This window comes from Wolbachia pipientis, from assembly GCA_023052945.1.
Lineage (GTDB): Bacteria > Pseudomonadota > Alphaproteobacteria > Rickettsiales > Anaplasmataceae > Wolbachia.
This window is the reverse complement of record CP095495.1, coordinates 774,543-790,963: the sequence shown is the minus strand read 5'-3', so window position 1 is coordinate 790,963 and position 16,421 is coordinate 774,543. Positions and strand designations below refer to the sequence as shown.

At 33.2% G+C, this 16,421-nt stretch carries 4 protein-coding genes and 3 pseudogenes; 2 read left to right on the top strand and 5 right to left on the bottom strand.

All coding sequences use genetic code 11. The annotated features are described in order from the left end of the window. Positions 1-150 precede the first annotated feature (150 nt). The 3 genes and pseudogenes from radC to mutL form a co-directional block, all read right to left on the bottom strand. Positions 151-816 carry a DNA repair protein RadC gene (gene radC, locus MWH06_03785; GenBank protein UPA55704.1) on the bottom strand — a complete coding sequence of 222 codons (666 nt, stop codon included), beginning with the start codon at positions 814-816 and terminating at the stop codon, positions 151-153. Between the two features lie 172 nt (positions 817-988). Continuing rightward, a complete protein-coding gene (locus MWH06_03780) occupies positions 989-1,909 on the bottom strand; it encodes a helix-turn-helix domain-containing protein (GenBank protein ID UPA55703.1) in 921 nt (306 codons plus the stop codon). A gap of 67 nt (positions 1,910-1,976) precedes the next feature. Then, a pseudogene (gene mutL / locus MWH06_03775) lies at positions 1,977-3,784 on the bottom strand (DNA mismatch repair endonuclease MutL). 239 nt (positions 3,785-4,023) lie between these two features. On the opposite strand from mutL, the pseudogene MWH06_03770 reads away from it, so the two are divergent. Beyond that, positions 4,024-4,230, top strand: a pseudogene (locus MWH06_03770) (Rpn family recombination-promoting nuclease/putative transposase). On the opposite strand, the pseudogene MWH06_03765 reads toward MWH06_03770, so the two are convergent. Then, positions 4,228-4,386 (bottom strand): annotated as a pseudogene (locus tag MWH06_03765) (helix-turn-helix domain-containing protein). The pseudogenes MWH06_03770 and MWH06_03765 sit on opposite strands and share 3 nt — an antisense overlap. 121 nt (positions 4,387-4,507) lie before the next feature. Between MWH06_03765 and MWH06_03760 the strand changes: the two are divergent. Next, entirely contained in the window at positions 4,508-5,425 is a 918-nt protein-coding gene (locus tag MWH06_03760) for an Rpn family recombination-promoting nuclease/putative transposase (GenBank protein UPA55744.1), read from the top strand. Between the two features lie 157 nt (positions 5,426-5,582). On the opposite strand, the gene MWH06_03755 is transcribed toward MWH06_03760, so the two are convergent. After that, complete coding sequence (locus MWH06_03755; protein UPA55702.1) at positions 5,583-16,328, bottom strand: hypothetical protein; 10,746 nt, start codon at positions 16,326-16,328, stop codon at positions 5,583-5,585. Positions 16,329-16,421 lie beyond the last annotated feature (93 nt).

The following is a 16,421-nucleotide window of genomic DNA, read 5'->3' as shown; positions in this document are numbered from 1 at the left end:
TCTTATTAAAAATACTTTCTAAGTGTACAACTAGCTTTGTTACCCTATTATTAACTCGATGTACACTTTCTAGCTTATTATAAATAATAATGAGCAGATTTGTCAACATTTATCACTCTAGAGTTTTGAGCAACCTCACTGCTCTTTGGACTATAACAGCCCTTTTTCCCTGAAACTAAAATGGTCTGCGCTTGCTACGATAATGTGATCAAGCAATCTAATGCCTACAGTACTACATGCTGAAGCTAATTTTTTAGTTGCTGCTTGATCTTCATCAGATGGCTCTGCACTCCCTTCTGGGTGGTTGTGCGATATTACTATTAATATTGCATTTTTTATTAATGCTTTTCTTGTTATTTCCTTTATGTACACTGGTGCCTTTTCCACTGTACCAGTAAATACTTCCTCCCCTTTTAAACAGTGCTCTTGATCCAAATATAGTATTTTTACCTTTTCCTTCTCTGAACAGCCAATACTCACCCTTAAATATTTTACTATGGTTTCCATGTTACCCATTACAGGTCCTTTCTTTAACTCTTCTCTTGGTGCCCTCTTCGACGCTTCCCTAAGGCATAAAATTACTGCTACTGTGGAGTCGGTTATTCCTTCTACAGTTTTCAGGTCATCTATTTCCTGACCTAAAATTCCTCTTATTCCAAAACTATCTATTAGTCTTTCAGCAATAATCCGAGCTTCGTCTCTATCATGCACTGCACTTAGAAACGTTTCTATTACTTCACGATCAAGTAGAGCTTTGCCGTTGCTTTCCAATGCTCTGAATTCTATTTCTTCTCTACTTTTATTCTTATTTTCCATATAATATACCCTTCACTAATAATAAATTTTTTTTAAATGTTTACTGCTGTTTTTTTATCAGCATTGGCATAAAGCCATAGCTTTTGGGTGAAGTCAAATCAATTTTTCAATCTTTTTTATTTATTTTTTTATGAAAGGGTAAAGATATTAATATATAATGATTTTTTTTATTTTAAATTTGTTGAATTTCATCTAAAGAGATTCCTACCGTTTGCAAAATAATGTTGATTGGAATTTCTCCTTTCACTAAATCCTTTGCAATTTTCATCTTTTCTGCTCTTTTCACTTTCTCTTCGCAAATTTGTATGCTTTCAAACAGAGATTTCATTAGTGCATTACGTAGTTCTTGGCTTTCAATCTTTTTGTATTCTTCAATTAAATTCGGTAATTCATTTTCTACTATCTCATCTTCTTCTATTAGCAAATCTGTAATACTAATTGATAATGTTTCTGCTATTCCATATAATTTATCAAGTGGAACAGCAACCCTTCCTTGCTCATAGTTACTCATTTCGTGGCGTGTTGTACCCATTTTCTTTGCTAAATCTTCTTGAGTATACTCCCGCACTGCCCTCCATTCTTTTATCTTCTTTCCTATTTGGCAGTAGATAGAACCAACTTTTTCTTCAACACATTCATCAGCAGGGAGGCCTATTGCTTGTGAAACAACATCAACAGAAATTCCCGCTTTAACCAGACCATTTGCAATTTTTACTTTCTCTGCTTTTTTACTACTTCTCTCACCAACCTGAACAAATTTGGTTAGCAAACAAAACATCTTACGTAACTCCTGATCGTTAATCTTTTTATATTCTCTTATTAGATTTAGTTCTTCATTTTTAAAGCAGGCTTTCTCATTTGATACAGTAATTAGGTCTATAATATTAACCGATAACACTTTTGCTATAGCATATAACTTTTCAATCGAAATTTTACGTATTCCTTTTTCATATTGTAGTACTATTTGATACGTTACGCCGATTTTTCCCGCTAAATCTTTTTGAGTACATCCCTTCGCTAGCCTACAACTCCTTACTTTCTGCCCTACTACTTTATAATCTAAAAAATTAGAGTAACTATTCTCTTTTTTCACATTTTATACTCATAATCAGAAGAGCTGTTACGTATGCTTAATTGAGAACCTCTTTGACAAACTAAACTCATCTCCTTTCAAACAATTTTTCAATATCACTCAATTTCATTTCTATATAAGTTGGTCTTCCGTGGTTGCATTGCCCGGAATATGGGGTTTTTTCCATTTGTCTCAGCAGCTCATTCATCTCCTCTAACTTCATTTTTCTACCTGCTCTAATTGATCCATGACAAGCGATAGTGGCCAATATTTTGTTCACTTTATCTTCTATAGGTAGTGTATCTTCTATTTCGGTTAGTCTGTCAATTATGTTAATTAGCATCTCTTTTACATCTATTGCTCCCAAGATTGCAGGGATTTCTTTTACTATTACTTTATTTTCTGGTTTTATCTCAATATCAAAGCCCATTTCAAATAACTTATCTTTATAAATTTCAATCATCTCCATTCCGGCTTGATTTTTGATTTCAACCGTTTCAGGAAGAAGCAGTTTTTGTCTTTTTATACTTGATTTTTGCTTTAAGCACTCGTATATCAATCTCTCATGGGCTGCATGCTGATCTACTATAATTAATTTGCCTTTAGCCTCAGCAATAATTAAGTATTGTAGACCTGACAGCGTGCATATCCCAGAGGATGATCCTCTATCAAATCAATTTGCTCCCTTTCTAGAACCACAGTTCCCTTTTGGAGGGAAGATTCTCCATATTTAAGCACTTCTGGTAAGCTTTGCCTTCTTTCATCTGGTGCATTGAATTCTTTCATTAGACGATTTTCTAAAAGACTTGGTCTCTTTTCATAAAACTCTTTTTGATTTTTTTCCTCTTTACTGTTAACCTGCTCTTGGCTGTCAAACTCTTCAATACTTTGAGACTCAACATCACTTGCTGCGAACCTAGTCGATAATGCTTTTATTATCCCTCTTCTCACTATTTCATATATGAGCTTCTTATTCTGAAACCTTACTTCTGACTTATTTGGATGCACATTTACATCTACTTTATCATAAGGTATCTCTAAATGTAACGTCGCAAAAGGATACCTATCGCTTGGAATAAAATCATGATATGCGTACCTAACTGCACCAATAAGTAGATTATCTTTAATTGGCCTTCCATTAACAAACGTATAGATCTGAGTTGAATTGCCACGATTGATAGTTGGTTTACAGATGTGTCCCGTAAGTTTGATGCCTTCTTCTTCCTCTTTAACTTCCAGCGAATTGCTCTGAAATTCTTCTTCTTTTTCACATAATCTGTTAAATAATAAAGTTTGCTTAACATATTTTAAGAGCTTTTTATTACCGGAAGTGAGAGTAAACCCAATACTATAATTAATCATCGCTAAGTTATTTACAATATCAACTATAGCTTGTGTTTCTGCCCTTTCGGTTTTTAGAAATTTTAGTCTATTTGGTGTCGCAAAAAATAAGTCACGAACTTCAATATACGTACCTTCCAATAGAGAACAAGGGATAACCTCTCCTACTTTTTCTCCTCCTTCATAACTTATAGACCATGCTTCACTTGCTCCTCTTGCCTTAGACGATAACTTCATTCTGCTTACTGCTGCAATTGAAGGCAAAGCTTCTCCTCTAAACCCAAGGTGCTTGATTTCTATTAACTCATTATCGCTTAATTTTGAAGTAGCGTGGCGCATAAACGCAAGTTCCAAATTTTCCTTTTCTATTCCATTTCCATCATCTGTCACAGTTATAAGGTTACGCCCACCACTTTCTATTTTGATCTCTATCTCTGAACTTCCAGCATCTATTGCATTTTCTACTAACTCCTTTACTACACTTGCTGGCCTCTCTATCACCTCTCCCGCTGCTATACGGTTTATAGTTTTTGTGTCTAAAAGAATTATTGCCATATTTTTCACTCTCAGCCTTATGAAGATATAGCTTCAATGTTAATAAAAATCAATCTCTATTAGGCATCTTCACTAATTTCAAAACAGAAATAATTGTAATAAAGATGTATAGAAACCCTATAAAGCCTAAAATGCTAGTCCTTCTGAGTAGATCATTCTCTGACTAACATGTTTGCATTTTAGTTGAATATTTCTTCAAAATTGTGTATAATTATTAATGATTTTTATCCTACTTTCTCATGGCTCTTTCCAAGTTTCTTGATGCGCGCAATGATTATGCATTTAAAAGAATATTTGGCACCGAAAAGAATAAAGATATTCTCATTCATTTCTTAAACGATATTTTAGGCTTTACTGGCTTAGCTGCTATTCACGATGTTGAATTCTTAGCTACCATTTTGGATCCTGAGATTGCCACTAAAAAGCAGAGTATTGTCGATGTTCTTTTTAATTGAAATTCTGCGTGTTCCTTTTTCATATTGCAGTATTACCTGATATGTTGTTCCGATTTTTTTTGCTAAATCTTTTTGAGTATATCCCTTTGCCAACCTAAAACTTCTTACCTTTTGTGCTATCTGATACCTTATCGAGATATTTGCCATAAATATTATATAGGTTAATACTACAAAATAAAGATATACAAAAACTTCTATGTTTGCATTTTAGTTGAATATTTCTTCACAATTGTGTATAATTATTAATGCTTTTTATCTTACTTTACTCATGGCTCTTTCGAAGTTTCTCGATCCAAAAAATGATGTTGCGTTTCGGCGTATCTTTGGTACCGAAAGGAATAAAGATATCCTCATTCACTTTCTCAATGATATTCTGAGCTTTACTGGTAAAAACGCAATACAGAATATAGAGTTTTTAAGTACTATTCAAGATCCTGATATTGCTTCTAAAAAACAAAGCATTGTTGATGTATTATGTAGGGATTCCACAGGAGTACAATGGATAATTGAGATGCAGGTCGCTAAAACTAAAGGCTTTGAGAAACGTGCACAGTACTACGCTGCTAAAGCCTATTCAAGGCAGGCTGATAAAGGTGATCAATATCATGATCTTAAGGAAATTATCTTTATTGCTATAGCAGATTGTATCCTATTTCCTGATAAATCCGAGTACAAATCAAAGCACACTATTCGAGATGAAGATACTAATGAACATGATCTAAAAGATTTTTACTTTATATTTATTGAATTGCCTAAATTTCCAAAAACCAAAGAAGATCAGCTTTCAAGTATAGTTGAAAAATGGGTCTACTTTTTTAGATATGCAGATGAAACTAGTGAAGAAGAGCTAGAGAGAATAATAGGAAGTGATCTAATAATCAAAAGAGCATATGAAGAACTAAATAGATTCAACTGGTCAGAAAAAGAATTTATTGCTTATGAACAGGAAATAAAACGTATTCTTGATGAAAAGGCTATTCTTGCTCAAAAACTCGATGATGCTACTCAAAAAGGTAGACAGGAAGGTATCCAAATCGGCCATGAAAAAGGTAGGAAAGAGGGAGAAAAACAAGCTAAAATAGCTGTGGCAAAAAACCTACTTAAAGCTGGTGTCTCTACTGATATCATATCACAAACTACAGGTTTTTCTCATTCTGAAATTTTACAACTCAGGGAAAAAACATAATATTCCTACTTATTCACTTCAACATTTATGAGAACCTTTCCTAAGTTGGACACACCCCTAATTAAGAGTCTAATGAACTGTCTAAAATAGCTACAAAGATTGCACATAGAATTACATAGATTACTACCATGACTAACGCTTCTATTCAGCCTTCAATTTATTTCCCGATTTCAGTCTTATTGCCTATAATTTCCACTTCATCCATGTTAGTGCCAGGAACTCCAAACTTTTGCTTACCTTGCTGTATAGCTCTTATAATCATATCCTCATCTATAGACCTCATTGATCGTTCTCTTGGTGATAAAAGATTTTCATGAATCGGTTGTTTATGTCTCCTCCCATTAACAAGACGAACAGCTAAGTCACCTAATATTAGTGCACTATCTACCACAGCGGTGTTTATTTCTGGTGCAATTGTAACATTTGATCTTACTTTTTCCCGATTAGAAGACCAGCTCCTATTTGGAATATTTCCTTTCGGTGCATCTAGTGACTTTCTAGACTGTAGTATGGTAGCACTATACATCTTTTCTAACCCTGCAGAACATACATCGGTATCTCTAGGTTTAGAGTTTTCCAATTCCTTAGTAGAAAATTTGTTTGCCACACTTGATATTAGTCCACCACCTTTTTCTTTTATCCAATCAAGTAACCCTTTTATCCATGAAGGTGGTCTTGTACCACTACTTGTTACTATTTCTAGTTGATCTACATAGTAGTGGCTATCTTGATAATTAGTGTTACGCTTCTGTACTCTATGATTCCTATGTCTTATAAGATGCATACCATCTTCGTGTCTACTATGATCCTTATGTCTTTTGTGCCTAATAGGGTGATGACTACTTGCAGTCTCTGAAGGTGTAGAACTTTCTTGTAACTTAACGATAGAACTAATGTAGTCATTAATACTATCCGCATTGTTTATTTTATCCATTTCATCACTTAACAATATTTCTGTATCATTAAATCTTATAGATAATGTTTCCATTTTAGGCTGCTTATAAAAACCTTTAAGACATATAGTACAAAACTTATTTCTTTCCATATCAGCATTAAGAACGTTGGTAATCATTAAGTCATATCCAGAATAAAGAAAAGTATATTGCCCTGCTTCTTTAGATATAATTAATTCACTTTTTTCTTCTACGTCTTGAGGTGTGACTACAATTACTTCTTTATCCTTGTCAAATATCAAAGGTAGTAGTTTTAATTCTAATTCAGAACTTATTTTCATAGGCGCATTGTTAAGAATAACTTGTAATTCCTTATACCAGTTATTTACAAATGCATCTTTTAGTCTAACCGTTATTACATCTTGCTTTAAGGCAGTAGCTGATATAGATAACTTTATCAACAAATCATTTCTATCTTCGATAATCTTTGATATTGGCTCTATACTCAAATCACCATTTATTTGTCGTACTAACTGACGTAAATCTAATGTATCCTTTAGACTGTTCTTTTTATTGAAGTCGTCATAAATTATAACTTCTGGAATAGGAAGGTTTTCTATATCAAGTATCTCATGACCTGAAGTAATCACATATACATTTTCACCACCACTGCCAATTAAATGACTTTTTTGTAAAAAATTATTATTAATTATATCATGATTTCCATGCCCCATAACAACAGTCTCATTGTTTGTACTTATAAAAATAGACATCCTTAAATGATCTGCTATAGTTGGATAATTTTCAACAATCTCATCAATAGTTTTATCAGTACTATGCATTGCATATAAATTGTTTTTTCCTATTTTTATCTCAGTATTGTCACTCAGTATATAAGAGGCATTAGCTGGAATATCTGAAATGGTTATATCAAACTTTTCATTAATAGACTTACCTTTCGATAAAGTTGACAGGAAACTAAAAGTAACATTTCTTATTGTATGAGTCATATTTCTATAACCAGCATGCCAATGATTGATATCTTTAATGTTTTTAATATCAACGCTTGCTAAGTCAAAAAGGGTATAGTTAAATAAAAAATTATGCTTTCTTTGTCTTGTAAGAGAGAAATCAGGTTCAATATTAATGTTAGCTTTTCCCTTATCAGGAAGAATAATGTAATCAAAAATTCCTTCACTTGATTGGTCTAAGTTATTTATTTCAGTACTAGGTCTTACTATTATTTTCTTCTCACTAGGTCTATAACAATATGGTATGGTGATATTATCAGGACTGTTATTACTTAAGCCGCCTTGACTATCTATATATCTTACATCGCATCCACAATCCACTATATCCTGTTTTCCTTTCCTACCATAAATTATATTCATATTTTTTATTCTAACATCATTAGAGGACGAGGATATTGAACTATCATTTTTATGGGAGCCAGGTTTAATGTTCAGATTCTCATTCAAAGAAAACTCTGCTAAGTTTAGCGTATTATTTCCACCACCTCCATCTAACCTTCCTGTAACCTTATTACCTACTAGGATGAACAAGTCATCTTTATTACCTCCAGTAAAGTCCTTATTACCATCTTCTACCAAGAAAACATTATGACTATATTTAAACCCAACTGCTCTATCTCTCCCTTTTCCCAATGCAATTAAAGCATAATCTCCTGTTCTATTTGCCTGATAATCTAAACCTATTGCATCATGACAAAGGTAAGCATTTTCACCTCCGCTTTCAGGACGTATTGGATCAGTTGGAAGACAGAATAATTTCCCTTCATTTGGATTATCTGGCTTTGCTCTGTCATAAATTACATTACTTACTTCCCCATCCAAAAGTGCCACATTATCTAAATCATATTGAATCTTTTTTTGGCATTTTTCATGTTTTGTAATAGAAGGAATACAAAATTCAATAGGAGCAACACACAGTTCTCTTGTCTCAATGGTAGCGCAATTAACCTTCACTGACTTTCCACTAGGGAAAACATATTTTTGGATATCATTATGTTGTTTTAAATATTCAAGCCCTAGCTTTACTAGTTGATCGTTAGCCTCTTTTTCTTCCATTAATTCTTCTATATATTTTTCAGGTTCCATACCTACAAATGCACGTAACCCCTCAATAATTTTTTCTCCTCCAGTTAAGTGCACTATCTCATCAATTTTATCAACTCTTTTTACTGCCATATAAATATCAGTACCAATAAATACTACAGTTCCAATTGTAGCACCAATAGGACCAGTAACGCTTGATACTCCCTCTAATACTTCAAAAGCCTCAGCAATTTCTATACCAATCTCTGCAGCATCAATTCCCAAATAAACACTATCTCCTATAACCGGTATTAGAGCATCTTTATCACCGCTTTCTAGCTCTTTAATTTGATTTGCTAAATCATAAACAACAAAAGCTGAAGTACTACGAGCAAGAAAAGGTGAGGCTGCCTTTAAAGATCTACCAAGAAGTACCTTGCCATTTGTAATGAGACCAACTCCTTTAGTACTAACAGCTTTTGCAATTTTAGTAAGCCCTCGACCTCCAGCAATAAATCCTAAATTAATTGCTACTCCTTTGTAATCATCATTTAAAAAATCAGCTAAAGCATTTTTAGCCATCACACCATACATTAGAGCACCGGAAACTTTCCCTACCTTGTTTAAGTGGCTTATAGCCTCTCGACTACGAACTATCTTATTGACTAAACCTTGGAACTTGCCTGTAACTTCAACTTGACTTGCTAAATCAATTAACTGAACACGTTTACTTTCATCTTCTACACCTTTTATATAATAAACAAATATTTCGCTATTGATTTTAATTTTTTTAACGTTTCTTTTCTCACTCTTTTCTTCATTAAATTTGTCTATATCTTTCCATAAAGCTAAACAGCGATTAGTATCTCTTTTTCTTCTATGACCCAAACAACTACCTAGATTTAACCTACTTTTTGGTTCGCCTAATGACCTTCCTGAAGTAGCAGCTATAGGATGTACGAGAGTAAACTCTTCAACACTTTTAACCATAGAAGATATTTTACCTGCTACTTGCTGATTGTTTTCCTCAGCCAATATTAATTTAGAGCACTGATCTACTACATTTTGATCATAACCATTTAATGAAAGATTATTTTGTAACTTTCTTGATAACGCTGAAATCTGAGTGCTATTCGATTTATCTCTAAATTCAGTAAATTGTTCTAAACTACAGAAATTTTCAGTAAAGCTAATTTGATCTTGGAGTGAAGAAAAGCCTAAACATTGATATGTTGGTTCTTTGTTTTCTCTTTTAAAACCGTCAACTGATATTAAACATTTAAAGTCACTTTCTACTTTCGGAGTATATTTATCCCTATTTTGATAATTTTCTGCAGCTTTATTAATCAGATCCTGTATTTCTGCTATATTGTACACACTAAACCTATCTAATCTACGGATTATTATTGGTTCTAAGCCTAGATCAAACTCCAATATAGAAATCCTATAAGACTTATTATTCCAACCTTTTATGTTGACCATACGATTGGACCTCTTATCACGAAATATCAGATCTGTACTACTACTAGAAACTTCAACCTGATCAGGAGCAATATTCTTTAATATCATTACTCCTATGCGTTCCTCCTCTTGCCCTATAAAAGTTGAAATATTTCCTTCTAATTTTTGATTATGCTCAATATTAGTAGAGTGACTAAAATCTATAATGTATTCTTTTATAACCTTTTTATAGTCATCTCGAAGTTTGTCCTTATACTCCATTACATTATCAACGTTCCCTAATAACCCAAGAGATGGAAAAAGATCATTGTTATTCCAGAGAGAATAAGAAATATTTTCCCATTTACTTCGATCAGTATAGAACCCTTCTATTCTAATGATAAAAGGATTTTCACTTTCTCTTATTAATAAGAGATCATCTTTATCTTTGTATTTCTCAATATCTTCAAGACGAGAATCTATCACTACATGATCACCTTGAAAGTCCTTAGGCAATAAAAACATATTCTGAGTTTGTGTAGCTTGTAAAAAAGGAACTAATTTCCCTTTTCCTGAAGAAGAACATGACATTGATTGTATGTTAGGGATAAAAGCTTCTCCTTTTTTGTTCATAATTATAAAATGCCTATGATTATGATCTTGCAGGTAGTTTTTTACTTGAATACTAATGTTGCTATAATTTAAATGCAAGTCACATTGCTGGATTGAAAAACCTTTTTCAACCTCTGGTATAAATAATGTGTCCATCTTTTCATCATCTGAATTATTATCAATCTTAACTTCTTTATTATTTATATCATCAGTAATAACATATACGTCCCTTCCTTTTCCTCCTCTTGCAAACATGGTACCTTGGTCGAAGTTGATTACATCATCTCCTGAAGAACCGAAAACCATATGTGGAACTACACTATTATCTTGACTTTGTGTTTTTCCTCTAATAACACCTAAAACTTTATAACCCTTATTATTCTTTAGAATCTTTTTGTAATGATTTTCAACATCCTGAAAATTACCTAAAGAATGTTCTGAATGTAATTCAAATGAATTAATCTTTATAGTTGCCGAGTCTGATCTCTCAATCTTAGGAACAATATTACTACCATTTTTATCTATTAGTACAAAGTGAGGTTTATTACTGCTTTGTTCAACATAATTTTTTATATCAAGAGTAAATTGATTATTCTGACCAAAATTTATTTTTAAAGATAAAGTATTACTGTCTTTAGAGTAGGTTATCTGATCACAATCACTTAATAAATCAATCTCTGGAAAAACTACAGTTCCTGTTCCATCTACATTAATTTCTGAATATAAATAACGACCTTTATAGTCTGCAGTTTTTACGTAAAAAGTATAATTGCTTTTTCCACCTTCGACTGTAGTATACGGCGAAATGATAACTTTTCTGCAATTTTTGACTGCATCTTTCTTATTTCTACTAACACCGCCACCACTATCTATGATAACGTCACGATCATCGATTCCTGTAAAGTGCTCAGAGTAACCCATGCACAAAATCTCATCCACCTTGTTCTTTCTTCCAATATAATGGTAATTAAAGAAGTTGCTACCGACATAATCATCAATCAACAAACGATTATTTATTTTTATCTTTAATTGTCCATGGGCACTAGGTTTAAAACGATAGTCAATCACACCTGTAACTTTATCTTCTGCTAATTGGCTTAAATCAAGTATATTAGTAGAGTTATTTCCACCAATAATCTTGCCTGAAAAGCTAGGGTTATTTACAAGAACAAACCTGTTTGCTACATTATTGCCACCAGTTATTCTTTCTGTGCCTAAGTAAATTAAAAAGTTATTATTCCATACATCACTCCCAACAATGATACCTTTGTTTACATTTTGTAGATCGCAAACAACTGTCTTATCTCCTTGCTTCATTTTTACTCTATTATCATGGCTAATAACCATTGCATTTTCACAGTAGTATACAGACGAATTAACTGAGCTTTTAATACCTTTTTCATAATCTTGATTAGTAATCTGTGGCAAACAAATCCTGCTAGCACCTTCAATATAATCAGGTATAACACGCGAAAGATTTTTTGTATTGGCATTTGTTCTATTCATCATAATCGTTGCGTAGTCCGGACGAAGAGTATTACCACTTACTTTTCCAAGACCAACACCATAAGCGACAACACTATTAGGACTATTATTTAAAGCTTTCCAAATTTGTTTAGCTAAACTATTAACTGTGTTTTTTCTATCTGCAAGGTGTTGCACATCAGATGCCATATCTTGAAACAGAAGTGTTCTCCAAAATATGCTCCAGTTTTCTCCATGGGTTGTATCGTACTTTTTCTTGTACTCCACGATATTGCTAACACCACTATAAATTCCATAACCTACCATGAGCCCAAACCCAACTGCAATACCAACTACCGGCATACTAGCGGCTGTAAGAGCAACGCCAGAAACAAATGACACACCAGAAAAAGATATAGATGCTATATTGTCTCTTATTTCCTTCCCTCCACATGGATTATCACTATTTTCTCTATTTTTACAGTTTATAAGATTACTTGCTGATATGCCTATAAAGATAATATCAAACGCACCAGCTACAGCTCCTGCAGCACCCTTTGCTAGTGTACTTCCAAATTTTACTCCCGCCAATTCAATAGCAAATTTTGTCTGTCTACCTAAAGCACCTGGTATAATTTTTCCTACAATGTTTCCAGTTGATGCTACAACTTTTGGAGTAATTCTAACCATTGCATTCCCAATTGGTTGAGATGCAAAAGACCATCCTATTCCGCCTAGATTTAATCCACAATCTGTTGCTGTTCCATCCTTGCAAGATACAATAGCACCATGAATTCCTCTTATTAATTGTATTCCACCTGCAGCATTCATTAACCTGCTTTTTAATTTTGGATTTTTTGTTAAACCACTATTTTGCTGTAAAACATCACCTTGCAAATCCTTAATACGCTCATTCTGAATATAGCGCTCATATCCTTGATCTCCAATCACCCTATCAACTAAATATTTATAGTCACCTTCAATATTTTTATCTCCAACAAACTCTACTAGTTGAGCATTTTTCCCTTCATCTTGACTGTTTTTAACATAAGTTAGAAACCTTTCACTATCAATTACAATTTTGTCTACATTATTTTCATCTATATTTCCTTTACTAAACTTTTCTACATCATCCCTTGAAAATAAGCAGTTATTAATGCTTCTCTTGCTTCTACTACCTCGCCCTACACAAGCATCTAGGTGAGATCTGGGTTGTTGTGTTTCAGCAAGTACAGCCTCTAAGTTAGCTATACGTTGTGGATCTATACTTAATCTATCTGAAATATCTTCTCTCGTACGTATAAAATAATCTTCATTTCTTCCTTGAACTTGCAAACGGTTACGTATTTCATCAGAAATATCATGTGATCCACTTATTTGCAATACAGCATTAATATCTCTAGCATTTTCTAACGCCCACAAGCCGCAATTATAACTATCTCTTTGTTGAGTAACAGAAACATCATTAACGGTAATTTGAGCTTGTTGTAAAACTTGACGAATACTATCTGGAACATTATTACCCAACGAATCTACATAGTACCCATTATACTGCCCATTTTGATGAGAGATGACTAACGTAACCCAATGATCATTATTTAGATTAACAATTAAAGTTAACGGCCTTCTTTCACCTCTTGTCGTTACACTATTTTGAAACTGTTGCAATTGATTTACTATGTGCTCTGGTGATCCCACTATTTCAAACAATGTGTCAGCTCCATAGCCATATTCTATTCTTGCAATATCAGCTATATCATGTTGTTGAAGCCAGTAATGATAATCTGCTGCTGCTGTTGCAGATTCTAATGTACGTAAATTCTCTTCTTGTATACCCATATCTTTGAGTCTCTGGGTTACTTCTTGTATTCCTTCTAAATGTTTTCTCTTAGCGATGTCAATAGAACTGTGCACTACCAGAGCAGGAACAAACTCATCACTCGTCAATATTAAAGAACCTTTATCCTTAGCCTTCACATTAACAACTACACCCATGAAAAACATTTTATCACTGTCTGTTATTGTTTTCAGTGCTGCACCTTTAGCATATCTAATATTTTGTTCTTTTGTTAATTTATCAACCTCTTGCCTCAGCTGATCTTGACCTAAATTTTTATCTATGAGCTTGAATTCCAGTCCCATAGGAGTATATTCTTTAGTACCCTCAGGCAAAGGACCAATACCTTGAATGACCATATCAACACGGCCACCCGCTCCTGTTTGAAATTCAGGTATAATTACAACTTTTCCAGAAGTCTCTTGTAGCCTTAAGTCACTATAACTACTAAACAAACCATTAAGAACAGCTTGTAATCGGGCTTCATTAGTGATTAAGTCTTTAATAGGATAAATTCCATCAGCTATCTTAGCAAGTAATCCTTTATAAGCTAATAATGAATCCTCACTATTAGAGGAAGTAGTATGCTGAGAAGTAATTGCCTGATCAAATTTTACTTTTAACTCATCAGAACTAGGTATCTTAAGAAAATTACCTGTAAATTGATCATTAGTATTACTAGGATTATATTTACTTATTTCTTTTATTTCAAAAAGCTCTTCAAAAGACAAACCCGTTTCATATTTTTTTAAACTCATTTTAATTTCTATGACATTTTCTATTCTTCCAACTTCAGGTATGTCTAGTACTGGAATTTTTTTATCTGCATAGAATTCTTTTGTATTCGACTCTCGTATATGAAAAATGAATGCTGTTTTTTCTTGTCCTTCATTACCTTGAATGAATATTAATGTCATAACCGGGCTTTTGGATAAAGTGTACTCCGTTCCCCCAGACCAATTTAGTGGATACTCATTGTATGAATATATATATTTTTTTACGTTATCCTGATCTTGACCAATCTTGTTGATTAAAATTGATTGACCTAATATGTCTCGACTGAAATAGTAATGATCTTTTGTCTCCTTATTTGCTGGAAAAATATGGTATTCACTTGATAACAAATCCGCTATTTCTTGCTTAAAATCTTCTTCAGAAATTTGCTGATTATTCCATCTATGAGATAACTTTATAAATTCTTCCATCAAAGGAGAAGAAGGTTGTTTAATAGGCCTTACTTCAGTTTTAAATGGTTCCACGTCATCTAAATTTAACCCAACAGCAATAACATTATCTGCATTGGTTAAAATCCTCATCTTATTCGGTCTAAAACCTTCAATGTAACCTTCAGCTTGCTTCAGTGCATCACTTGGAGTAACTTGCCCTTCAGTTCCAGCCTTAAGTTCAATAAGAATTGGAACTGAATCAATAGCACGATCTGGCCCACGAACAAGCAAAACAATATCTGCATAACCTCCTCCAGCAAATTGTTCCAAGTATACTTTAGTGTTATCACGATATCGAAAGTTATCAAATATTCCTGCTACAAAACCATGTTGATCAGCTTCACGAGCCTTAATGCCATAAACATTAGCTTGTAAGTCTAAATTGGTATGAACTTTCTTAATATAATTTAGAATGTCTTCGAGATTTTTCCTAGCTTGACGTGTACCTGAACTGACAAGCCTTTCTATATAATTCTCTAAATAGACAGATTTACCTAACTTTTTCGTCACTTCTTGAAACTTTACTGTAGGCTCGATGGGTTGATCTACAATCTTCTTTTTACTTTCTACCTTAATGTTTATTTTTTCACCTTCTCCGTCACTCTTTAAAGTATATCCCTTTGCTGATACAATTCTTGATATTTCCTTACTAAAATCATCACTAAGGTTTTTATCTGAGCTATTTAGAAACTGCTTAGCTTTCTTTAAAAATTCATCTTGAGGTAAATAATGACCTTTTAATTCATCAGGATCAATTTGCATTGTTTGAGTATTGCCATATACATCCTTAGCTTTACACTCCAACACGTTATTCTTCAGATATAAATATAACTTCTTCGACTTAACATCTTTGTCTGACTTCGGTCTGCTTTTTATTAACTCATACTTATCTTTCAAAATTTTTATCACATCAATTTGAAGCTTGCGGGCATCCAATTCAGTATAATCCCTACCCATTACATCCTTCCACTCACCTGTGGTGAATTCAAAATTCTTAGTATTTGTTTGTTTAGAATGTTGAGCTTCTATATCTTCAGTGAAAATAAAAACATGTGTTTTGGATTCTGTTTCTGCTACAACCTTTAAAGTTCTTGCTCCCTCAAAACGAAAGTGCAACTTCTTTATGCCTAGGTTGTTATTAAGCTTAGTATCTAATACACTGGAAAACCAACCTAAAAATCGATGAGGGAAAAAGCCAGGCTTTTCACTAGAGTGCAAATAAGATTGTATTTGATCAACCAGTGATTGAAACCTTGCTTCAAAGGACTTGTCTAGTAGATCTGCTGCATCGGAAGTTGAAGAGTCTACTTTCCCAAAAAGCAGCTCTATCAATTCAAAATCTTGTGGTTTTTCTTGTTGTTGATTGTTATTGACCATAACTACCTCCTGATTTTAACCTTTTACAATTTTTACCCTTACTTAAACTCTTTGCTTACTTTCGTTTAAGCCTAAGTAACTGGATCTCATAAA

What these genes read in the sequence shown, in the direction of transcription:
- radC (UPA55704.1), bottom strand. Translation starts at nt 816, where the DNA reads ATGGAAAATAAGAATAAAAGTAGAGAAGAAATAGAATTCAGAGCATTG.
- MWH06_03760 (UPA55744.1), top strand. Translation starts at nt 4,508, where the DNA reads ATGGCTCTTTCGAAGTTTCTCGATCCAAAAAATGATGTTGCGTTTCGG.
- MWH06_03755 (UPA55702.1), bottom strand. Translation starts at nt 16,328, where the DNA reads ATGGTCAATAACAATCAACAACAAGAAAAACCACAAGATTTTGAATTG.